Source organism: Shewanella sp. 433, from assembly GCF_059338565.1.
This window is the reverse complement of record NZ_CM181703.1, coordinates 2,259,671-2,282,708: the sequence shown is the minus strand read 5'-3', so window position 1 is coordinate 2,282,708 and position 23,038 is coordinate 2,259,671. Positions and strand designations below refer to the sequence as shown.

The window sequence follows — 23,038 nt, the reverse complement described above, 5'->3', positions numbered from 1 at the left end:
CGTTAGCCTATTTGGGTCATGCCGCCCATATAAGGACGTAACACCTCGGGTACCGTAATAGTTCCGTCGGCGTTTTGATAGTTCTCTAACACGGCGACCAAAGTACGGCCAACAGCTAAACCTGAGCCATTGAGTGTGTGCAATAATGCAGGTTTTTTGGCTGACTTGGCTTTATAACGTGCTTGCATGCGGCGAGCCTGGAAATCTTGCATATTGCTGCAAGATGAAATCTCACGATAGGTATTTTGTGCAGGCAACCACACTTCAATGTCGTAAGTCTTAGCTGCGCCAAAGCCCATATCACCAGTACATAACACCACAGTGCGATAAGGCAGCACCAGCTTTTGTAATACGGTTTCGGCATGTTGGGTTAGGCTTTCTAGCGCCGCCATCGAATCTTCAGGCTTAACCAGTTGCACTAATTCAACTTTATCGAATTGATGCTGACGAATAAGTCCTCGCGTGTCACGACCGTATGAGCCAGCTTCACTTCTAAAACACGCGGTGTGCGCAGTAAGCTTAACGGGCAACTCATCTTCGTCGATAATGGTATCGCGTGCAAGGTTAGTCAACGGTACTTCTGCCGTTGGGATCAAGCTTAAGCCCTGCCCCTCTTCAGTAGCCGGCTTGGTATGAAACAGATCTTCACCAAACTTAGGCAATTGACCAGTGCCTAACAGACTGTCTTCGTTGACCAATAAGGGAACATAAGCTTCGGTATAGCCATGTTCATTGGTGTGCAGGTCAAGCATGAACTGCGCCAATGCACGGTGCATACGGGCAATTTGTCCCTTCATCACGATAAAGCGTGAACCGGTGATCTTAACCGCGTTTTTGAAATCAAGACCACTGTGCAATTCACCTAAATCAACATGATCTTTAACTTCAAAATCAAATTGTGTTGCTTCACCCCAGCGACGGATCTCCACATTATCATTTTCGTCCGCGCCAATCGGAGCCGACTCGTCAGGTAGATTTGGCACGCTCATCGCAATCGCGTTAAGTTCGTCAAGTAAGACTGCTAACTCTGCTTTTTTACTATCAAGCTCTGCGCCTAAATCGCCTACTTGCGCCATGATAGGTGCTACATCTTCACCCTTAGCTTTGGCTTGACCAATAGACTTTGAGATGGCGTTACGCGAGGCTTGCAACTCCTCGGTCGCCACTTGCAGCGACTTACGCTTTTCCTCTAACTGGCTTAAACGACCAACGTCAAGAATAAACCCACGGGTTGCGAGACGCTCGGCCGTTGCTTCTAATTCTGTTCTTAAAAATTTGGGATCTAACATGTTTTTAGTTTCTTAATAGTTAAATGCGAGAAAAAACCAACTGCTGCCCTATGTAAACCATGAAAAGGCATAGACAAAGGTTCAGAGCGATATTAATAAAAGCTTTCAACCACTGCCCTTGTTGAATTAATAGCAAGGTTTCATTGGAAAAGGTTGAAAATGTTGTCAGCGCCCCTAATAAACCTACAGCCACGAGTGCTTTCATTTCCGGACTGACATGACTGACTTGACCTAGCGCATAAATCACGCCCATCAAGAATGAGCCAATCATATTGACGACCAGTGTACCAAAAGGAAATGCTGAGCCAAATACCTGAATCATCAATATTGAGATCAGATAACGAAAAACAGCCCCAATTGAGCCACCTATTGCCACAAACAGTAGATTACTCATAGCGTTTCAACTCACTTTGGCTATCGAGCTGGGCTAGTAATTCGAGTTTAGCCTTAATCCGTTTTTCAAACCCATGCTCGGTTGGATAATAAAAACGACTCTGAGCTAACTCTGCAGGGAAATAACATTCACCACTGGCGTAGGATTGCGGCTCGTCATGGGCATAACGGTAACCCTCGCCTAAACCAATATCGGCCATCAATTGTGTTGGCGCGTTACGCAGATGGTTAGGCACTGGAGCTTGACCGGTTTCACGCGCTAAGGTTCGCGCGGCTTTAAAGGCAGTATAAACCGCATTACTTTTGGGCGCACTGGCTAAATACACTATGGCTTGAGCTATAGCACGCTCACCTTCAGAGGGACCCACACGGTGAAAACAGTCCCAAGCATTGAGTGCCACCGTCATTGCCACCGGATCGGCATTACCGATATCTTCAGAGGCGATGGCCAGTAATCGTCTGGCGATATAAAGCGGATCGCAGCCGCCTTCTAGCATACGGCAAAACCAATACAGCGCCGCATCGGGCGCAGAGCCGCGAATCGATTTATGCACCGCTGAAATAAGGTCATAATATTGATCGCCATTTTTGTCGAACCCAGCCAATTGCTGACCTGCCACATCAATTAACAGCGATTCACTAAAGGATTCGCCATCGGCAATCATGTCGCTCATTAGCTCAATAAGATTAAGGGCTTTACGCGCATCCCCTTCGCAAATAGTGGCTAACTTTGTCGCCACCGTATCGGGCATCTGTAACTGACGTTTACCCAGGCCGCGCTGCTCATCATGCAGCGCCTGCTGCACTATGGCTTTGATCTCATCATCAGATAAGCGTTTAATTAAATAAACCCTCGCCCGGGACAAAAGCGCGTTATTAATTTCAAATGAGGGATTTTCGGTGGTGGCGCCGATGAAAATCACCGTACCATCTTCAATAAATGGTAAAAATGCATCTTGCTGGCTCTTATTAAAGCGATGTACCTCATCAACAAATAATAAGGTGCGCTGCCCGCGAGATTGGGCGACATTTTTAGCATGCTCGATGGCGGTGCGGATCTCTTTAACCCCTGAGGTGACCGCCGAAATCCGCTCAACATGGGCGTTAGTGTACTTGGCAATTAACTCAGCTAAGGTGGTTTTGCCTGTACCGGGTGGCCCCCACAGCATCATAGAGTGGGCTCGCCCCGCCTCAAGGGCTTTGCGCAGCGGCTTTCCAGCCTCAAGCAGATGGCCTTGACCAATATATTGCTCTATGGTTTCTGGGCGCATTCTGGCCGCAAGAGGCCTAAAGTCGGGGGCAAAATCAAAGGTTAACGTTGACACAAGCTAGCCTACTTAATTGCTTTTAAGCGTTGATCGTCAATATCAACGCCTTCGGGTACCGTAAATTCAAACAGGGTCTTATCGGCATCGGTCAATGTCGCTTGTTCAGACAAGTTAAACTCACTGAGATTACCTTGCTGATCTTCAAGTTTCATAGTGTGTAAACTAGTACTGTTAAAACACACCTCAACCTTGGCGACCCCAGCATCGACATCTTTAGGCGCGATGGAATAACAGTTGTCAGCTTGGATGACCTGATATTGTTGCCAAGTATAGTCATCACGATGAACCAATAAAGCGATGGGAGATGCCTCAATAGCCTGATTTAAATCAAGTACAGACACCTCTTCGGCAAACGGATTGTAAATCCACACATCTTGACCATCAGCCACAATGAGTGACTCATCTGGTGAGGTTAAATGCCAATAAAATTGATTGGGCACGGCAAGGGCAAATGTTCCCTCGCCCTGCTGGATAACCTTACCGTTAATGTCGGTAACGGTTTGGCTAAATTGGGCTTTTAAACTATTTAAATCGCTTAGTCTTTGCTTTAAAGAGGCCGCATTATCGGCACTGGACTGCGCGGTAAACAGCAAAGGCAAGCTTAAAGCGAGTAACGAAATTCGATTCAACATCATGATTTTTCTGTTCCTATTTATATCACCCAAGATCACTTAATACACTTTAGGTGGCGGGGGCGCTAATACCTCTCGATTACCATTATGTCCTTGAGAGCTCACCACACCTTGCGCCTCCATCTGTTCGATAATACGCGCAGCGCGGTTATAACCAATCTTAAATTTACGTTGAACACTGGAGATTGAGCCGCGGCGTGTTTCGGTAACAAAGGCAACGGCATCATCGTAAAGTGCATCGGTATCTTCATCGCTTTCCGCCGCTTCACCTGGCAACAAGACTTGTTCACCTTCCGCTGAGCCCTGTAAAATTTCATCAATATATTGTGGCTTACCGCGGCGGTGCCAATCAGCAACAACCGCATGGACTTCATGGTCGTCAATAAATGCACCATGTACTCGATTAGGCACACTCGTACCTGGTGGCAAGTAAAGCATGTCACCCATACCGAGCAAAGCTTCGGCCCCTTGCTGATCTAAAATGGTACGTGAGTCGATGCGTGATGACACCTGAAACGCCATACGTGTTGGAATATTGGCTTTAATTAAGCCAGTTATCACATCGACCGAAGGACGCTGAGTCGCTAAAATCAAGTGGATGCCTGCTGCCCGCGCTTTTTGAGCGATACGGGCGATAAGTTCTTCCACTTTTTTACCGACAATCATCATCATATCGGCAAATTCGTCCACAACCACCACAATGGAAGGCAGTTTATCCAGTTCGGGGGCTTGCTCCTCCATGCTATCTTGCGAGCGCCATAGCGGGTCGGTTATCACCTCGCCTTGTGCCTTGGCCTCTTTAATTTTAGCGTTATAGCCCTTGAGATTACGCACCCCTAATGCGGACATCAACTTATAGCGACGCTCCATCTCACCGACACACCAGCGCAGTGCATTGGCCGCCTCTTTCATGTCTGTCACCACTTCACACAGTAAATGCGGAATGCCTTCATAGACAGATAATTCGAGCATTTTAGGGTCAATCATAATAAAACGCACATCATCAGGGCCAGACTTATATAGCAAGCTGGTGATCATCACATTGACCCCGACCGACTTACCCGACCCAGTGGTACCCGCCACTAATAAATGAGGCATTTTACTCAAGTCAACGACAACAGGTTCACCCGCAATATCTTGCCCAAGTACCATACTCAGATGCGATTGACTGTCGGCAAAGGCTTTGCTATCCAAAACATCACGCATAAATACCGTTTCGCGGAACTTATTAGGCAATTCAATACCTACGTAAGCTTTACCTGGGATCACCTCGACAACACGCACACTTTCAGCAAGTAGTGAGCGAGCTAAGTCTTTAGATAAATTGGTAATTTTAGATGCTTTAACCCCTGGAGCGAGCTCTAATTCAAAGCGGGTTACCACAGGTCCTGGGAAAACCCCAACAACTTTGGCGACAATATTAAAGTCAGCCAGTTTTACTTCAACCAGCCTAGCCACTTGGTCCAACTCTTCAGGACTAATTGGATTGGCTTTGCGATTCGGGACATCAAGCAATGAAATATCGGGTAATGGCGTGGTGGGCTTAGTGGGTTGTGCACTGTCGCCACCGGGAAGGACGACAACACCGTCGACAATCTTAGCTTTCTCTTTCAATCGCTTAGCTGCAACCACCGCCCCTGTCGAATGTCTATTCTCAAAGTCGATCTCAGCATCATCAACTTCTGCGTCGATTGAGTGGGCTATTTGGCTTGATTGAGCTTTACTTTGTTTCTCTTCTTTACTCAGCAATGGCCGTGCATCATCCACATCTGAGTTAATATGAGCCATATCGATGATGCTGTCGTTATCGCTCACAAGCCTATCACCTGTTAAGTCATCATCTTGGTCATCTGCATCAAACGTGTTTTCATGGTGTTGGCGGCGCTGTTCTTTAAAGCGATTAACCACAGACATAAAGCCTTTAGTGTCATCGGTTTCGGGTGCGCTAGAGAACTTTTCAGGAATTGTTTTTAATTGCCTAAAGCACCAAATAGTGGCATAGCCGATAGCATCAATAACGGTTAACCAACTCACCCCAGTGAGTAAGGTAAAGCCTGCGCCGACAAAGCACAGTAACAGTAAGGTCGTACCGAGTTGATTAAAATAGGGCAACATGGCGCTGCTGATCACATCCCCCGATACGCCACCAGCTGAAAACTCATAAATATCATTAGCATTCATGCTAGCAAGTGCCGCAAGGCTAAACATGATCAACAGAAAACCGATAAGCCGTAGGCCAACAGAGAAGTAATCGATTTCGAGTAACTTATGGATACGTTTAAAAAGCAACCAGCCTGTTAAGGCGACGATCACCGGTATAATATAGGCTGTATAGCCAAAAAAATAGAATAAAACATCAGCCAGCCAAGCACCTACCGCGCCAGTCAGATTTTTTATTTCACCGTCGAAATGTGATTGACTCCATCCCGGATCGGAAGAATCAAAACTGCTTAACGCCAGTAGCACAAATGTTGCCACCATACAGCAAAAAATCAGTCCACCTTCTAGTAGACGCTGTATGCCGCTGAGTGTTTTTACACTATTTCCCTTAGACAAACGAAAACCCATGATGAAAAAATAATAGGTAGCGCTAAGATATCAAAATAATCTGCAAGGTGCAGCGTTTTCCCTGTTGATACAGCGTAATAGAAGACGATAATCGGGTTGTTGATGAAATTATATGCGGCATAAAAAAAAAGGAGCTTTAAAAGCTCCTTTTTACGACTTAAAAAGATCTACGATTCGAGCGTGACGTTAATTGCCACTCTATTGGTTTGCTTTACTTCTTCCATCACCACGTATGTACGGGTATCTGAAACGGCAGGCAACTTCAATAAGGTTTCACCTAACAAGCGACGATATGCGGACATATCTGATACGCGGGTTTTTAACAAATAGTCGAAGTCTCCAGAAACTAAATGGCATTCTTGAATATCATCTAATAACTGAACCGCCCGATTAAATTTATCAAATACTTCAGCAGTATCACGATTAAGCGTTATCTCAACAAACACTAATAAAGACGCCCCAAGAAAATGAGGATTTACTAACGCTGTATAACCATTGATATATCCCTGCTTTTCGAGTCTTTTAACTCTCTCCAAACAAGGCGTAGGGCTTAAGCCTACACGCTTAGACAACTCAACATTAGAAATGCGGCCATCCATTTGTAACTCATTAAGAATATTACGATCGATCCGATCTAAGTCTTTTATAGGACTCTTTTTATTATTAAGCATATTTTTGACCTTGCTTTATCACTAAAACAATATTTAGTTCTGCATACACCCGAAATACGGCAGTATTCACTACCGAAGTGATACTATACTAGATTTCCCTGAAACAATCACGTTCAGGTCATATAAAATAACAATACAACCCACAAAAATGGGTTTTTCTACATTTTGAGGCTCGAAGATGATAATTGGTGTACCTAAAGAAATCAAAAACCACGAGTATCGTGTCGGTATGGTACCGTCTAGTGTCCGCGAATTGACCAATAAAGGTCATGTTGTTTACGTGGAAACCAATGCTGGTTTAGGCATTGACTTTAATGACCAAGACTATATTGATGCAGGCGCATCTATTTTAAACACTGCAGAAGAAGTGTTTGAAAAAGCAGAGATGATTGTCAAAGTTAAAGAACCACAAGCCGTTGAGCGCGCGATGCTGCGTCAAGACCAACTGCTATTTACCTACCTTCACCTTGCGCCAGATTTGCCACAGACCAACGATCTTGTTAACAGCGGCGCCGTTTGTATCGCTTACGAAACGGTCACCGATAATCGTGGTGGTTTACCGCTATTGGCCCCTATGTCTGAAGTTGCCGGTCGTATGTCGATTCAAGCTGGTGCCATGGCACTTGAAAAATCTAAAGGTGGCCGCGGCATGTTACTTGGCGGTGTGCCAGGGGTTGAGCCAGCAAAAGTGGTCATTATCGGTGGCGGTATGGTTGGTACCAACGCTGCGCAAATGGCGGTAGGTCTCGGTGCTGATGTGGTTGTTCTAGATCGCAGCATCGATGCCCTACGCCGGTTAAATGCCCAGTTTGATAATCGAGTTAAAGCCATCTATTCAACAGCTGCTGCTATTGAAAAACATGTATTAGAGGCAGATTTAGTGATTGGCGGAGTGTTAGTGCCTGGCGCTGCAGCGCCGAAACTGGTCACTAAAGAGCACATCAAGCAGATGAAGCCTGGTAGCGCGATTGTCGACGTTGCTATTGACCAAGGTGGTTGTGTTGAAACCTCTCACGCAACCACTCATCAAGATCCTACCTATATTGTGGATGACGTGGTTCACTACTGCGTGGCTAACATGCCTGGTGCAGTTGCACGGACATCGACGGTTGCATTAAATAATGCAACCCTGCCCTATATCATAAAACTGGCAGACTTAGGTTATCGTAATGCCTTATTACAAGATAAACACTTGCTTAACGGGCTTAACGTAATGCATGGTAAGATCACCTGTAAAGAAGTGGCTGACGCCTTAGCACTGGAATTTGTCGATCCAAACATTTTGTTAGCTTAATTTCTAGGTAAAACACCGTTGAGGGAGCCTTTGGGCTCCCTTTTTCGATTAGGTCAATCTAAAAGATTGCCTTTACCCTCACCATTAAATTCCCTACAATCGCTGCAATTCGCTAAAGGCACGGAGAGAAAGATGAGCCAAGCTAGACACTGTAACTTACTAATTTTGGGTTCTGGACCCGCCGGATATACTGCAGCCGTATATGCAGCTAGAGCCAACTTGAAGCCTGTAATGATCACCGGGATGCAACAAGGTGGTCAGTTGACCACCACGACTGAAGTTGAAAACTGGCCTGGTGATGCTGATGATCTTACTGGTCCAGCATTAATGGATCGGATGCAAAAGCATGCAGAGAAGTTCGACACTGAAATCGTATTCGATCATATCAATGAAGTAAATCTACAGGTGCGCCCTTTCCAATTGAAAGGTGACAGTGGTGAGTACACCTGTGATGCTTTAATCATCTCAACCGGTGCATCAGCTATGTACTTGGGACTTGAATCAGAAGAAGCATTTAAAGGTAAAGGGGTTTCTGCCTGTGCAACGTGTGATGGTTTCTTCTATCGTAACCAAAAAGTGGCTGTGATTGGCGGCGGTAATACAGCTGTTGAAGAAGCGCTTTACCTGAGTAATATTGCTTCTGAAGTTCATCTTATCCATCGTCGTGACAGCTTCCGCTCGGAAAAGATCCTAACCAAACGCTTAATGGATAAAGTTGAGAACGGCAACATCATCCTTCATCTGGACAATACCTTAGAGGAAGTCGTTGGTGATAATATGGGTGTTACTGGCCTCAAGATGAAGAGCACCAAAGATGGTTCAATCACAGATCTGGAAGTGATGGGCGTTTTTGTTGCCATTGGTCACAAGCCAAACACTGAGATGTTTGCAGGGCAACTCGAGATGAACAACGGTTACATCAAAGTACAAAGTGGTTTAGATGGCAATGCGACTCAAACCAGTATTGAGGGTGTATTTGCCGCAGGCGATGTAATGGATCAACATTATCGTCAAGCGATCACTTCTGCCGGTACGGGTTGTATGGCTGCACTCGATGCCGAAAGATATTTAGATGCATTGAAATAACCGACAACCATAATGAAAAAAAGCAGACATAGTCTGCTTTTTTTGTCTCTAAAATTCAGAGACTAATATCAATACAGATCTAAAATAAAAAAAGGGGCCCTAAGGCCCCTTTTCTAAGCAATACATACTAATTACTTAGCTAATGCTTCTTTTGCTTTTTCAACTAAAGTTGCAAATACAACTTTGTCGAATACAGCGATGTCAGCCAAAATCTTACGATCGATTTCGATAGACGCTTTCTTAAGACCGTTGATGAAACGGCTATAAGACAGACCATTTTGACGAGAAGCCGCATTGATACGTGCAATCCATAGTTGACGGAATTGACGTTTCTTTTGACGACGGTCACGGTAAGCATATTGACCAGCTTTAGTTACGGCTTGCTTTGCAACACGGTAAGTACGTGAGCGAGCTCCGTAATAACCTTTGGCTAGTTTAAGTACTTTCTTGTGACGAGCACGAGCGGTTACACCACGCTTAACTCTAGGCATTGTTCTTTACTCCTTTAATTAAGCGTATGGTAGTTGACGTGCGATTGCTGGCACATCAGACTTTGCAACTAAACATTTTGCACGTAAGTGACGTTTACGCTTAGTGCTCTTCTTTGTCAAAATATGACGTAAATGGGCTTGTTTGCGCTTAAAACCGTTAGCGGTTTTCTTAAAACGCTTTTGTACACCCTTGTCTGTTTTCATTTTAGGCATTGCTAAAACTCCGCATTGGGACATTAATAAAACGCAAGGCGAGCAGAGTCCCTAAAAAGGTCTCTGCTACTTTTTATGGTTGCCTTACTATTTCTTTTTCGGCGCAAGTACCATCACAGCCTGACGTCCTTCCATTTTTGGAAAGGACTCAACAACTGCTATCTCAGCCAAGTCATCTTTAATACGATTCAAAAGATTCATACCAAGACTCTGGTGAGCCATCTCGCGACCACGGAAACGCAGCGTAACTTTCGCTTTGTCGCCGTCATTTAGAAAACGCGTCAGGTTGCGTAGTTTTACCTGATAGTCGTTTTCATCAGTACCGGGACGGAATTTAATTTCCTTCACCTGTATCTGTTTTTGCTTCTTCTTTTGTTCTTTTTGAGCTTTCCCTTTCTCAAAAATGAACTTCCCGTAGTCCATAATACGACATACAGGCGGCTCAGCATTAGGGCTAATCTCTACCAGATCAGCACCAGCTTCGTCTGCAAGCTCTTGAGCTTCCTTGAGGCTGACAATACCGATAACTTCACCATCTAACCCACTTAAACGTACCTCTGATACGCCTACAATGAGTTCGTTAATTCTATTTGCCGCTGCTTTGCGCGCATCTGTTTTTTTGATCTTTATGACCTATTCCTCCAACATTTTTAGACTACGGAGCGAAATTTGTTGTTTGACTTTGGCAGCAAAATCTTCGATTCGCATTTTACCCAAGTCAACACCATCTCTGGTTCGCACCGCTACTTCCCTATTTTCCATTTCTTGGTCACCAACGACCAATAGATAGGGGACACGCCTTAGTGTGTGTTCGCGTATTTTAAAGCCTATCTTCTCATTCCTCAAGTCTTTCGAAGCTCGAATTCCCTGATCTTTGAATAAATTGACAACTTCATCCACATAATTCGATTGTTTATCGGTAATATTCATTACAACAGCCTGCACAGGTGCAAGCCATGTTGGGAATTTACCCGCATATTCCTCAATCAAAATGCCAAGGAAGCGCTCTAAGGAGCCTAAAATAGCACGATGGATCATCACTGGCGTTTGACGACTATTGTCTTCGGCAACATAAGTTGCCCCTAAACGGCCCGGCAGTGCGTAATCGAGCTGCACTGTACCACATTGCCACGCTCTGTCTAAGCAATCATGCAATGTAAATTCAATTTTAGGGCCATAGAAGGCACCTTCGCCTGGCAAAATCTCATATTCAATCTCATTTGCCTGCAATGCGTCCATTAATGCTTGTTCGGCACGATCCCACATCTCGTCATCGCCAATACGTTTCTCTGGGCGCGTCGACAACTTGACCACGATATCTTTGAAACCGAATGTTTCATAGGTATCGTAAACCATCTTGATACAGGCGCTAACTTCTTGCTGCACTTGTTCTTCGGTACAGAAGATATGCGCATCATCTTGAGTAAAACCACGTACGCGCATCAAGCCATGTAAAGAGCCGGATGGCTCGTTACGATGACAGCAGCCAAACTCAGCCATACGTAAAGGGAGATCACGGTATGATTTTAAACCTTGGTTAAAAATCTGCACATGACCTGGACAGTTCATCGGTTTAACCGCATATTCACGATTTTCTGATTGCGTCGTAAACATTGCCTCAGAATATTTATCCCAATGACCACTGCGTTCCCAAAGTACGCGATCCATCATTAATGGACCTTTCACTTCTTGATAAGTATATTGGCCTAACTTTTGGCGAATGAACTTTTCTAATTCTAAGAATAGACTCCAACCATCATTGTGCCAAAACACCATTCCCGGTGCTTCTTCTTGCATATGGTACAAATCAAGTTGCTTACCAATTTTACGATGGTCGCGTTTAGCCGCTTCTTCTAGGCGAGTCAGGTGGGTCTTTAATGCTTTTTTATCGGCCCATGCTGTACCGTAGACACGTTGTAACATTTTATTGTCAGAGTTACCGCGCCAGTAAGCACCGGCCACACTCATTAACTTAAAGTGATGACAAAACTTCATGTTCGGTACATGAGGTCCGCGACACATGTCGATATATTCTTCGTGATGATAAAGTGCTGGCGAATCATCTTTGCTGATGTTCTCATCCAAAATTGCCATCTTATACACTTCACCGCGCGACTCAAACGTGTCGCGTGCCTCTTGCCAGCTCACTACGCGCTTAATCACTTTATAATCGGTTTTTGCTAGCGCCAACATGCGTTTTTCTAGCTCGGCGACATCATCGTCGGTCAACTTATGATCAAGATCGATATCATAGTAAAAACCGTTGTCGATCACAGGTCCAATTGCCATCTTGGTCTCTGGCCACATCTGCTTAATGGCATGACCTAATAGATGCGCACACGAGTGACGTAATATCTCAACGCCCTCTTCATCTTTGGCTGTGATGATCGCAAGTTCCGCATCTGATTCAATCAGGTCACAAGCATCTTTGAGCTCACCATTAACGCGTCCTGCGATACAGGCTTTGGCAAGACCTGGACCGATATCAGCGGCGACATCAAGTGTAGATACGGCATGGGCAAACTCACGTTTGCTTCCATCAGGAAGTGTAATAACAGGCATGAAAATTCCTTATCCAGTGGTGACCCCCACGTAGGGCCACTTGGTTAGTAAGTCAAAAGAAACAAGCATCTGAAGAGCAAAACATTACTAAAGTTTTGGGGTTCTTCAATGCAAGGCGGTTATTTTAGGGGGCTGAGCTACAAACCGCAAGAGCAAAGCAGGTCTGACTCGACTCAACGTCCTAAAAAACTGTACCTGTAATTGCTATCCGTTAGCTTCCGTAGGTGACATTTAGCTGTCATGCCATTACTTTACTCAGATAACCCTTATTCTAGAAGCTGTTTACAGGTGTAAAATCATCACGACCTATCGCATGCCTTCCACTTTTGAATGTATCATTTTAGTTTTTTACATCATCAACCATAGGCCTACCAAAGACATGGCAAGTGACCTTACTTTAACCACAATTGATGCAACACGATAAATTGAGCGCTTGGTCTCTAGCTAGACCTAATATAGATAGGCCTATAATAAACAGTTGCAACCTAGAAGGCGGCTGACCATTGCTCGTGCTTATCGATAATCTACTTAGTGGTAACATCAACTCGGTAATAGCTAACGACTAAGCCACCCAGCCTGTTATGCTTTGTCATTGGATATTGGAATAACGTAGGACGTCATTAAACATGAATCATTGGGTGCTAATTACAGGCGGTGCACAGCGAATAGGTCGGGCCGTTGCGTTACATCTACACCAATTAGGCTACAACATAGCGCTGCACTATTCACGCTCAAAGTCCAATGCTGAAGCGGTTTGCGATCAACTCAATGGCAGTAGAGCAAATTCCTGTCGATTATTCCAAGCCGATTTGAGCCAAGCTCAAGAGATAGCACAACTTATCGAACAAGTCTCACAGCAATGTCCCACCTTAAAAGTCGTTATCAATAACGCATCGTTATTTACTACCGATAAGTCAGTTATCGATCACCAGGCTTTAACCAGCCTATTATCGGTAAACCTAATGGCACCCTACCTTATCGTACAAGGGGTAAAGCGCCTTTTGGCTGACAATCAGGGCTGTGTGATTAACTTAATAGATATCCACGCAGACAGGCCATTATTAGGCCATGGACTATACTCAATGTCGAAAGCTGCGTTAAAGATGGCGACCTATTCATTAGCACAAGAACTTGGCGCAAAAGTGCGCGTAAATGGGGTCTCTCCCGGTGCGATACTATGGCCAGAGCAGGCTAATGATGCTGCTCAAGCGCAAGTATTAACGCAGATCCCACTACGACGCTGTGGCAGCGTTGAAGATATTGCCCACGCAGTAAACTTTTTAATTGATGCGCACTATATTACAGGTCAAGTGATCGCAGTAGATGGTGGTCGCAGCGCAACAGGTTACCAAGGAGCCGACGGATGAGAATTATAGACAAAGTGATCAGCTGCCCCCATTGCGGCCATCATCAACATATTAATATCGACATTAGCTGTGGCGATCAGGACTATTACGATGACTGCCGTGTCTGCTGCAACCCCATCCATATGCGTACCCACGTTGATGCTGCTCAACATAGGGTGGAGCTATATATTGACTCAGATGATGAGCAAGTCTACTAAGTCCTTGAATACTTGCACGGTTCAAGTTAATCCTCGCAGCTTGATAATAGGGCTTGCGCCAGAGTCATTAGCATAGTGAGCAGGGTATGTAACGAGGATAGTAAATTTGTAGCTAGGTGACGAAATAATGCGAAACTCGCGTTAAGCTCGGTAAGATTATCTCAATGACGACATATGAATGACTTATAACGCAACGTGTTAACCGCCAGAATGTAAGCGCAGTGGCTAGCAACAGGCTGGCCACTGCGATGCTACCGATTATGCCCTAGTTGGTCTGCTCAGCAAAACGTTTGGCTAGTACCCGCTCAACGGTATCAACAATCGCTTGGGTTTGACTGTCTATTTCAATATTAAGTCGGTCACCTTGCTTGCATTCACTGAGGTTGGTTAATGCCAAGGTTTCAGGAATCAGGTGCAACTTAAAGCTGTTCTCTGTCACTTCCCCTACCGTTAGACTACAGCCGTTTACACCGACAAAGCCTTTGTAAAGAATATAATTCATCCACTTAGGATCAACCTCTAACGTGAGGTCAAAATGTTGCTCGGTATGGCTAACGTCAGTGATCAACGCCTGTGTATGGACATGACCCGATAGTATATGCCCACCAATCTCACTGCCAAAGGTGAGTGAACGTTCGATATTCACCTGCGAACCTGCGTTTAAGCTTGTCAAATTAGTGACCTTTAATGTCTCTTCCATTACATCAAAAAACACCCTATCATCAGCAACCTTAGTCACCGTGAGGCAAACGCCATTGGTGGCGACGCTCGCCCCAGTCACTAATCCCTGTATAAGATGTGAAGGGAAAGCGATTTCGATCGTATTGAGTCCATTTTTTTTAGTAATCGCCACAACATTGCATGTGGCTTGAACAATACCTGTAAACATATTTTACTCGCTGTATTAAGGTTTTATCCATGAATCAATTCGGCTTTCAAGCCAAAAAACTCGTTCATTTAGCGCTACCAGTGCTTATCGCTCAAGTCACTCAAACCATGATGGGCTTTATCGATACTGTGATGGCAGGTCGGGTCAGTGCAGTCGATATGGCCGCAGTCGCTATCGGGGGGAGTCTCTGGTTACCCGCCCTGTTATTCGTGCAAGGCCTACTGATGGCCTTTACCCCGGTATTTGCCCATCATCATGGTGCGAACGATCAAAAAGCGATTCAACCAATTGCGTTTCAGGCCGCCTATATTGCCATAATTGGCAGCCTTGTGGTTATCTCCTTCCTGTTTTTTGCGCCACAGATCTTTAAATGGATGGGCTTAGAGCCAGAGCTTGCCGCCTTAAGTGTGGAATATCTCTATGGATTTGCATGGGGTGTGCCCGCCTTTGTATTGTATCAAGTCCTACGAGGATGCAGTGAAGGGATCTCTTACACCTTACCAACGATGATCATCGGATTTGTTGGGCTCGCGGTCAATATTCCAGCCAACTATATCTTTATCTATGGCCACTTTGGTGTTCCCGCCATGGGCGGCGCTGGCTGTGGTATCGCGACGGCACTGGTCTTCTGGGCCATGTTAATTGCGATGACTATTTATATGCAGCTGCATTCACACTTCAAACAGCTGGCGCCCTTCAGCGCATTTCATCGCCCCAATTGGTCAACCATTTGGACCATGACCAAACATGGTATGCCGATTGCGATGGCGTTGTTCTTCGAGGTCAGCCTGTTTGCTATTATCGCGCTATTACTCGCCCCTATGGGCGCTAACGTCGTTGCAGGTCATCAGATCGCCCTTAACTTCTCATCGATCGTATTTATGTTGCCACTGTCAATTGGTATTGCCGTATCGATTCGGGTGGGTTATTACCTAGGGCAAGAAAAAGAGGTCGTTGCCAAACTGGTAACTAAAGTAGGATTGATCATTGCTTTTTCATTGGCCGTAGTCACCGCCATAATCACGGTCGCCTTTAGAACTCAAATTGCACTCCTTTATAACAACAACCCTGAAGTGGTCACACTTGCAGGCAGCCTGATGTTTTTAGCCGCTTTATATCAGCTATCAGACTCGGTGCAAGTGGTCGCTGCAGGAGCATTAAGGGGATATAAAGATACGCGCAGTGCGTTTTACATTACGTTAGTGTCGTACTGGGCTATCGGCATGGTATTGGGTTACTTGTTGGCCCAAACGAACCTTATTGTGCCCGCAATGGGCGCACATGGTTTTTGGATTGGCCTGATTGCAGGTCTGACTTCGGCAGCGCTACTATTCGCATTACGCCTTAAGTATATTCAAACACATCGCGCTGCCGTCAGTCAGCTATAACCCCTAGAATGCCAAGATGGTGACGATAAGGTCACCATCTTGGAGGATAAAACCACAAGTTGCACAGCAAATCGCCGCTTAAGCAAAAAATTGTTTTTTTTACTTGCAACAACAGTGAGATCCCCCTTAATATAGCGCTCGTTCGATGGCAACAGCCAAACAACAATACAACCGTAGCTCAGTTGGTTAGAGCACTACCTTGACATGGTAGGGGTCGGTGGTTCGAATCCACTCGGTTGTACCACTTCTTTTTATGGCAGAAGTAAAAGAGCGATAAGCACTGAAAATACGGACGCGGGATGGAGCAGTATGGTAGCTCGTCGGGCTCATAACCCGAAGGTCGTCGGTTCAAATCCGGCTCCCGCAACCAATTTTAAATTGCGATACAACCGTAGCTCAGTTGGTTAGAGCACTACCTTGACATGGTAGGGGTCGGTGGTTCGAATCCACTCGGTTGTACCATTTCTTTTACAGTAGAAATAAAACAACTGTAATACTTAAAATACGGACGCGGGATGGAGCAGTATGGTAGCTCGTCGGGCTCATAACCCGAAGGTCGTCGGTTCAAATCCGGCTCCCGCAACCAATTTTAAAGTGATAAGCCAGCGCAAGCTGGTTTTTTTGTACCTAAAAATCACCAGCCCCCCCTACTCGCTCACTATAACTAATACTTATCCTACTAAAATCTTAGAGAAAAAATAATCAATTGAGTTACACTGCTAAGGGATAAATAGCAATTGGAGCTCAGCATGAGTCAGCGTACATTACACTCTTTATTTAAGCCCAAATCGGTGGCCATTATTGGTGCATCTAATGGAAAAAAACGAGCTGGTAATGTCGTAATGCGCAACCTTTTGTCAGGGGGCTTCTCAGGGCCAATCATGCCCGTCACCCCAAAGTATGAAGCCGTGCTCGGTGTGTTAGCTTACCCCAATATCGAATCATTACCCTTAAAGCCCGATCTCGCGATTATCTGCACCGCCGCCGCCCGCGTGCCCGCCATTGTTGAGCGACTGGCTCAATTTGGATGTAAAGTGGCCATTATTAATGCCTCTGGTATGGCGATGCAAAGCGATGATGAAGGCAATAATTTATTGGCGTTAACCCGCCAATACGCAAAGCGCTATGGTATGCGTTTATTGGGCCCAAATAGTTTGGGCATGATACTGCCCAATTTAGGGCTCAATGCCAGTTTAGCCCACACTAGCGCCCTGCCAGGAAAAATCGCCTTTGTGTCACAATCGGCCGCCATATGTACGACGGTATTGGACTGGGCTAATAACAAGGGGATCGGATTTTCCTCTTTTATCTCCTTAGGTGATGCTACCGATATCGACTTTGACGAATTACTGGATTTTCTCGGCCGAGACTCTCGCACCACAGCCATTTTGCTCTATGTCGACTCTATCAATGAGAAGCGCCATTTTTTATCTGCTGCTAGAGCCGCCGCACGTAATAAACCGATTTTAGTGATTAAGTCGGGACGGAGCTTAGAAGGCACCACTGCCGCCAAATTACATACGGGTGGGATTGGTGGTAATGATGCCGTCTATGAGGCCGCTTTTAGACGTGCGGGTATGTTGAGGGTTAACGACCTAATTGAGTTATTTGCCGCCGTTGAAACCCTAGCCCACTCTTCAGCTTTAGAAGGCGAACGTCTCGCCATTATGACTAACGGCGGTGGCCCTGCGGTACTTGCACTCGATCAACTGATGTTAAGCGGCGGTAAAGCTGCGCAGCTGGATCAAGTCACCACTGAAGCCCTTAACGCTGTGCTGCCGAGCACATGGTCTGGACAAAATCCGGTTGATATTGGCGGTGATGCCGATGCAGAGCGCTACACTCAATGTTTAAACATCTTAATGAATGCCGATATTGCCGATGCGATTTTAGTATTGCACTCGCCGTCGGCGCTGGGTGATAGCGTGGAAATTGCCGAGCGTATAGCGACGTTAATCGCCTCTCACCCTAATCGTAATCGCATCAATGTGCTTACCAATTGGAGTGGCGAAGATTCAGCTTATGCGGGGCGCAGATGCTTTAACCGTGCGGGGATCCCAACCTATAGAACATCAGAAGGTGCCGTGGGGGCCTTTATGCACATGGTGGAATACCGCCGCAACCAAAAGTTATTACAAGAAGTCCCTCAGTCTATCCCCGATAATATTCCCACCGATGCCGAGCTGGCGCGGCAACTCTTAGGTCAAGCCTTAGCTAAACATAAACAAGTGCTCGAGACCCACGAAGCGACAGCGATAATGAGCGCCTATGGCCTTAATACCATCGAAACCCATTTCGCCACTTCGGCGCAGCAGGCTGCTGAACTTGCTGATCAAATAGGCTACCCTGTCGCATTAAAAGTGCAATCGCCTGATATTCATCATAAATCAGACGTGCACGGTGTCATACTCAACTTAACGACTCGTAATGAGTTGATGCAAGCAGCCGATGCCATCATCGGCCGTGTGCATAGCTTAAATCCCGATGCCATTATTGAAGGTATGATAGTGCAAAAGATGGCGCTTACCGCTGGAGCTCAGGAGATCCGGGTGGCGGTGATCAACGATGCTGTTTTCGGTCCGGCCATTTTACTTGGTGAAGGTGGCTCAGAATGGCAACCCAGCACCGATGCTGTGGTGGCACTGCCCCCGCTGAACATGACCTTGGCACGTTATATGGTGATCCAAGCATTAAAGACCCACAAACTCAAAGACAGACACTTACCCCTAGGGCTCGACATGAACGCCCTGTGCGTGATGTTGACGCAAATATCTCACTTGATCATCGATTGCCCCGAAATAGCGGGCTTAGATCTCAATCCGGTACTGTGCGCCGGAGAACAAATCACCCTGCTTGATGTGAACATCCAGCTGCAAGAGGGGGTTGTGGATAACAGTAATCGTCTGGCGATCTGCCCATACCCTAAAGAGTTAGAGCAACGCGCTAGATTAAAAAATGGCCTAGAGATCATGCTGCGGCCCATATTGCCTGAAGATGAACCCAAACATTTAGCCTTTGATAACTCCCTCTCTGACGAAGACAGATATAAGCGTTATTTTGGGGTGCGATCTAAGATGACCCATGAGGAGATGGCTGTATTAACTCAGATTGATTACGCCAGAGAGATGGCGTTTATTGCCACGACTAAAGGGCCTGACGGGGAAGATATCACTTTAGGTGCCGTACGAGCCTCTATCGATCCTGATAATACCGAAGCTGAGTTCGCCATGGCGGTTCGCAGCGACCATCAAGGAATTGGTTTGGGTAAACTGCTCCTCGAAAAGTTGATAGCCTATTACAAGGCCAATGATACCCAAGTATTAACCGGGTTTACCATGTTTGAAAATCGTAATATGGCAAGTCTAGCCAAGAACCTTGGCTTTACAGTGACCTTTGATATGGATGAACGCTTAATCAAGATGGATATGCAATTAAAGCCAAGTGAATAGCTAATTAGTGACATAGCAAATTACATAACATGAGGGTTGCTGTAGATGACAATACAAATAACAGCACCCTTACAAACCTAGCCCTTTCTCCCAACCTTAACCTTTAACACAGTTACGTCCCGCAGACTTGGCTCGATACAGTGATTCATCGGCACGGATAAAATAGCTATCTCTATCATCACCACTGCGTAAACTAGCCACCCCAACAGATACCGTAATGGCGCCAAGGGACAACTTATTATCTTTACCTATACTCAAACGCCGCTCGGCAATGCGAGTTCGCAGTAACTCGGCCACCACCATGGCACCTGCTTGATCAGTATCTGGCAGCAACACCACAAACTCCTCACCACCATAACGCGCCACAAAATCTTCACCTCGAACACCTTGTTTCAGGGCCAGCGCTATATAAACCAGCACTTTATCGCCAACCAGATGACCGTGGAGATCATTAAATTGTTTAAAATTATCGATATCGATAATCAATAAACTGCTATGAGTATTATGTTGTTTAAAATATTGAATATGAGTCAGTAACTCTTCATCGAAGGCACGGCGATTATATAAAGAGGTCAGTTGATCAGTCATTGCCACCAAGTTTAAGTTTTGCATCTCAGACTTGAGGTCAACAATCTCTTGACTCATCATAGATAAACTCTGCTCCATCTGCTGATTGCTCTGTACAACAGTACTGACTTCTTCGGCTAGTGCATCGATGAGTGTGCCCAAGCTTTTTTGATCCGGTGACAATTGTAGATCATGACTAAAATCGTTCAGGCTCTGGCCAAACTTCGCTGTACCTTCGGTGAGCAAAGACAACTTAGTCATCAATGTATTGATCAATAACTGGGTTTCAACCTGTACCGTTTGCATCACTTTGGGTGATTGTTCTTGAATAAATCGGCTATGTAAATTGCTATTAATATCTCGGGTAAAAGCTATTTTACTTGATAGCAATCCATCTATAGCACGCTTTAAATCAAGGTTTACACCACGAAAATACTCATACCATACAGCGTAGTTATCGGGTGTTACGGGAATACTAAGTTCAGACATGCGGGGGACTGCATGCCGTAAAATTTTCGCTGAAAGTTCCGTTTCAGAAAGGTGTTGCGCTAAATTCATTCACTATTGCCATTGATTAGTTGCGAGATCACAGGGGAAACCCACTGTTATAGAAGCCAGTCTTAGCCTGCGATTAACCTGACCACCACCATAAACAATTATCTGTAGTTACGCAGCAACTTTGTTACTAACTTGTTGCGCTCACATGCGCTTTCTCTATCTCGACTGCTAACTTACGGTGCAAAGTTAATTTAGCCCTCCAAACAAGGATAAATATTACGCCAAGCACATAAATTGAATGACCAAATGCCGAATAAAATACACGCAACATTTATTGCTGAAATTAACTTTAAACCGCGCGACTTATGTATAACTTAAGCTATACACAAGAAGAAGCTGTGGCATTATCCACGCAAGCGTTAATACGTCGATAGCGCTACAAAATGTCGTGTGATGCGAGCCAAGGCGCAACAAGGTCCACGCTAACTCAACATGGCAAACCTGAACTGATATAGCTTAAAACTCAAGGTTCATTCGCTTAAACAAGCCTAATAAGCAACGACGTTCATCGTCACTCATTTTTATCGTTAACTGTTGGGTCAATTGATGATGTAATTCATCATGTTGTTTATAAATTGCTTCACCAGCCGCCGTTAGTGTAACCAATACAGCGCGTCGATCACTTTGAGGCACTTGCCGCATAACTAAGCCACTATGCACCATCTTATCTATCTGTACTGTTAACGTACCAGTGGAGACCCCCATTTTTTCAGCCAACTCCTTCATGCGCATTACTCCGTTAACTCCTAAAATTTCAACGGCATGAATTTGTTGTAATGAATGTCCAGTGTCTTTTACGACCCCCTGTTCCCACGCTGATAGCTTGTCATAAAATTCAATAATCTCGTGACTTAATTTACAATAATTAATCTCCATAACCATCCGTCCTTCCAGAGAAAGATTGCACATCCGCTAAGGTAAACACCTCAATGGTGAGGTGATCGATCCGTTTAAATGAGGCTAGTTTTTGCCTAAAATACTCCACCTCTTTGGGATGTGGACTAACGATTGAGACCATAGCAGCGTGATGGTTGGCACTCACAGGCCAAACATGAATATCGCTCACTCTATGTTGCTCATCTTGTTCTACGGCATCAACCATTTGCTGTAAATACGCTTCGTCGATACTGGCATCGAGTAAAATCGGCGCAGTTTGCTTAACTAAACCCCAAGCCCAGAGACTAATAATGACCGCACCGACAATGCCCATAGCAGGATCTAACCACTGCCATCCTAGGTACTTAGCGAATAAAAGCGCGCCGATAGCCAAGAGTGAAGTAAGCGCATCGGCCATCACATGAAAATAAGCTGCACGTAAGTTATGATCATGCGCTGTACTTGGCCCATCACTGTGATGATGTTCGCTTTGCTCATGTTCATCAAGATTATGGGTATGTTTATGACTGTGCACATGATCGTGACTATGACTGTGATGATGGTCGTGACTGTGATGATCTTTTAGTAACAACGCCGATATCACATTAACGGTTAGACCCAGCAAAGCCACCAATATGGCTTCATTAAAGTGGATCTGCTCCGGATTCAAGAAGCGGCTAACCGATTCTACGACCATAAGTAATGCCACTAGGCCTAGCGCAATGGCACTGGTGAATCCACCGAGAACACCAACCTTGCCTGTACCAAAAGCATACTTAGGATCGTCTGCGTATTTTCTGGCGTAGTAATAAGCAAATAAGGTGATCATAAACGCTGCCGCATGGGTACCCATGTGCCAACCATCAGCCAATAACGCCATCGAACCATATAGTGTGCCAGCAACAATTTCAGCCACCATGGTCACTAGCGTTAAATACAAGACATAACGGGTATTGCGCTCCCCCTCAGTGTTTAAACGAGCAAATTGATGGTTATGTTGCCAAGGCTTGGCATTGTGGTTCGCCATAAGTAAGTTTCTCGGTAAGATTGCTGACAAATAGTATGTCTTTCGAATACTTTGATTATCAAACTAAAATAACAGCAAAACAAGCCTATTACTTAAATTTACATTAGCAACCAAAGTAAATTATCACATGGAGATACTTGGACTTAGGTAAAGTCATGCGTTAAGTAAAGTGCAGGCCATTGTGATTGACTAT

At 45.2% G+C, this 23,038-nt stretch carries 20 protein-coding genes and 4 tRNA genes; 10 read left to right on the top strand and 14 right to left on the bottom strand.

What is annotated here, in order from left to right:
* Nucleotides 1-2: 2 nt before the first annotated feature.
* The 6 genes from serS to lrp all read right to left on the bottom strand — a co-directional run bounded on the left by serS (nt 3) and on the right by lrp (nt 6,881).
* A complete protein-coding gene (serS, locus tag AC5YB1_RS10085; protein WP_494519046.1) occupies nt 3-1,289 on the bottom strand; it encodes a serine--tRNA ligase in 1,287 nt (428 codons plus the stop codon).
* Nucleotides 1,290-1,308: 19 nt separating this feature from the next.
* Nucleotides 1,309-1,683 carry a fluoride efflux transporter CrcB gene (gene crcB, locus AC5YB1_RS10080; RefSeq protein WP_494519045.1) on the bottom strand — a complete coding sequence of 125 codons (375 nt, stop codon included), beginning with the start codon at nt 1,681-1,683 and terminating at the stop codon, nt 1,309-1,311.
* The gene (locus tag AC5YB1_RS10075; RefSeq protein ID WP_494519044.1) at nt 1,676-3,007 is read right to left on the bottom strand and encodes a replication-associated recombination protein A; all 1,332 of its coding nucleotides are present in this window, start codon (nt 3,005-3,007) and stop codon (nt 1,676-1,678) included. The genes crcB and AC5YB1_RS10075 overlap by 8 nt, the downstream gene beginning before the upstream one ends.
* A gap of 8 nt (nt 3,008-3,015) precedes the next feature.
* Complete coding sequence (gene lolA, locus AC5YB1_RS10070) at nt 3,016-3,642, bottom strand: outer membrane lipoprotein periplasmic chaperone LolA (protein WP_494521620.1); 627 nt, start codon at nt 3,640-3,642, stop codon at nt 3,016-3,018.
* Nucleotides 3,643-3,681: 39 nt separating this feature from the next.
* Nucleotides 3,682-6,198, bottom strand: a complete 2,517-nt coding sequence (locus tag AC5YB1_RS10065; RefSeq protein ID WP_494519043.1) for a DNA translocase FtsK — start codon at nt 6,196-6,198, stop codon at nt 3,682-3,684.
* A 179-nt stretch (nt 6,199-6,377) separates the two neighbouring features.
* Nucleotides 6,378-6,881 (bottom strand): leucine-responsive transcriptional regulator Lrp, encoded by a 504-nt coding sequence (gene lrp / locus AC5YB1_RS10060; RefSeq protein WP_110457698.1) that lies wholly within the window; start codon nt 6,879-6,881, stop codon nt 6,378-6,380.
* A gap of 178 nt (nt 6,882-7,059) precedes the next feature.
* Between lrp and ald the strand changes: the two genes are divergently transcribed.
* Nucleotides 7,060-8,175 (top strand): alanine dehydrogenase, encoded by a 1,116-nt coding sequence (ald, locus tag AC5YB1_RS10055; RefSeq protein ID WP_494519042.1) that lies wholly within the window; start codon nt 7,060-7,062, stop codon nt 8,173-8,175.
* A gap of 132 nt (nt 8,176-8,307) precedes the next feature.
* Complete coding sequence (gene trxB / locus AC5YB1_RS10050; RefSeq protein ID WP_494519041.1) at nt 8,308-9,261, top strand: thioredoxin-disulfide reductase; 954 nt, start codon at nt 8,308-8,310, stop codon at nt 9,259-9,261.
* 131 nt (nt 9,262-9,392) lie between these two features.
* On the opposite strand, the gene rplT is transcribed toward trxB, so the two are convergent.
* From rplT to thrS, 4 genes are all read right to left on the bottom strand, one after another.
* Nucleotides 9,393-9,752 carry a 50S ribosomal protein L20 gene (rplT, locus tag AC5YB1_RS10045; protein WP_011865827.1) on the bottom strand — a complete coding sequence of 120 codons (360 nt, stop codon included), beginning with the start codon at nt 9,750-9,752 and terminating at the stop codon, nt 9,393-9,395.
* 18 nt (nt 9,753-9,770) lie between these two features.
* Nucleotides 9,771-9,965, bottom strand: coding sequence for a 50S ribosomal protein L35 (rpmI, locus tag AC5YB1_RS10040; RefSeq protein WP_011865828.1), 195 nt, complete (start codon nt 9,963-9,965; stop codon nt 9,771-9,773).
* Nucleotides 9,966-10,052: 87 nt separating this feature from the next.
* Nucleotides 10,053-10,595: a translation initiation factor IF-3 gene (gene infC / locus AC5YB1_RS10035; protein WP_475516985.1), complete on the bottom strand. Its 543-nt coding sequence runs from the start codon at nt 10,593-10,595 to the stop codon at nt 10,053-10,055.
* Between the two features lie 3 nt (nt 10,596-10,598).
* Entirely contained in the window at nt 10,599-12,527 is a 1,929-nt protein-coding gene (gene thrS, locus AC5YB1_RS10030; RefSeq protein WP_494519040.1) for a threonine--tRNA ligase, read from the bottom strand.
* A 626-nt stretch (nt 12,528-13,153) separates the two neighbouring features.
* Here thrS and AC5YB1_RS10025 point away from each other — a divergent pair.
* Entirely contained in the window at nt 13,154-13,894 is a 741-nt protein-coding gene (locus AC5YB1_RS10025) for an SDR family oxidoreductase (RefSeq protein ID WP_494519039.1), read from the top strand.
* A complete protein-coding gene (locus AC5YB1_RS10020; RefSeq protein ID WP_110457704.1) occupies nt 13,891-14,091 on the top strand; it encodes a CPXCG motif-containing cysteine-rich protein in 201 nt (66 codons plus the stop codon). The genes AC5YB1_RS10025 and AC5YB1_RS10020 overlap by 4 nt, the downstream gene beginning before the upstream one ends.
* 265 nt (nt 14,092-14,356) lie before the next feature.
* Here AC5YB1_RS10020 and AC5YB1_RS10015 read toward each other — a convergent pair whose 3' ends face one another.
* Nucleotides 14,357-14,980 (bottom strand): riboflavin synthase subunit alpha, encoded by a 624-nt coding sequence (locus tag AC5YB1_RS10015; RefSeq protein WP_494519038.1) that lies wholly within the window; start codon nt 14,978-14,980, stop codon nt 14,357-14,359.
* Nucleotides 14,981-15,009: 29 nt separating this feature from the next.
* Between AC5YB1_RS10015 and AC5YB1_RS10010 the strand changes: the two genes are divergently transcribed.
* The 6 genes from AC5YB1_RS10010 (at nt 15,010) to AC5YB1_RS09985 (ending at nt 19,817) form a co-directional block, all read left to right on the top strand.
* A complete protein-coding gene (locus AC5YB1_RS10010; RefSeq protein ID WP_494519037.1) occupies nt 15,010-16,368 on the top strand; it encodes an MATE family efflux transporter in 1,359 nt (452 codons plus the stop codon).
* A gap of 167 nt (nt 16,369-16,535) precedes the next feature.
* A tRNA-Val gene (locus tag AC5YB1_RS10005) sits at nt 16,536-16,612 on the top strand.
* Between the two features lie 49 nt (nt 16,613-16,661).
* Nucleotides 16,662-16,738, top strand: a tRNA-Met gene (locus tag AC5YB1_RS10000).
* A gap of 15 nt (nt 16,739-16,753) precedes the next feature.
* Nucleotides 16,754-16,830 (top strand) — tRNA-Val (locus tag AC5YB1_RS09995).
* Between the two features lie 47 nt (nt 16,831-16,877).
* A tRNA-Met gene (locus tag AC5YB1_RS09990) sits at nt 16,878-16,954 on the top strand.
* Between the two features lie 163 nt (nt 16,955-17,117).
* Nucleotides 17,118-19,817 carry a bifunctional acetate--CoA ligase family protein/GNAT family N-acetyltransferase gene (locus AC5YB1_RS09985; protein WP_494519036.1) on the top strand — a complete coding sequence of 900 codons (2,700 nt, stop codon included), beginning with the start codon at nt 17,118-17,120 and terminating at the stop codon, nt 19,815-19,817.
* Between the two features lie 96 nt (nt 19,818-19,913).
* On the opposite strand, the gene AC5YB1_RS09980 is transcribed toward AC5YB1_RS09985, so the two are convergent.
* The 3 genes from AC5YB1_RS09980 to dmeF form a co-directional block, all read right to left on the bottom strand.
* Nucleotides 19,914-20,942: a GGDEF domain-containing protein gene (locus AC5YB1_RS09980; RefSeq protein WP_494519035.1), complete on the bottom strand. Its 1,029-nt coding sequence runs from the start codon at nt 20,940-20,942 to the stop codon at nt 19,914-19,916.
* Between the two features lie 456 nt (nt 20,943-21,398).
* Nucleotides 21,399-21,818, bottom strand: a complete 420-nt coding sequence (locus AC5YB1_RS09975; protein ID WP_494519034.1) for a MarR family winged helix-turn-helix transcriptional regulator — start codon at nt 21,816-21,818, stop codon at nt 21,399-21,401.
* Nucleotides 21,808-22,845 carry a CDF family Co(II)/Ni(II) efflux transporter DmeF gene (gene dmeF, locus AC5YB1_RS09970; protein WP_494519033.1) on the bottom strand — a complete coding sequence of 346 codons (1,038 nt, stop codon included), beginning with the start codon at nt 22,843-22,845 and terminating at the stop codon, nt 21,808-21,810. The genes AC5YB1_RS09975 and dmeF overlap by 11 nt, the downstream gene beginning before the upstream one ends.
* Between the last annotated feature and the right edge of the window lie 193 nt (nt 22,846-23,038).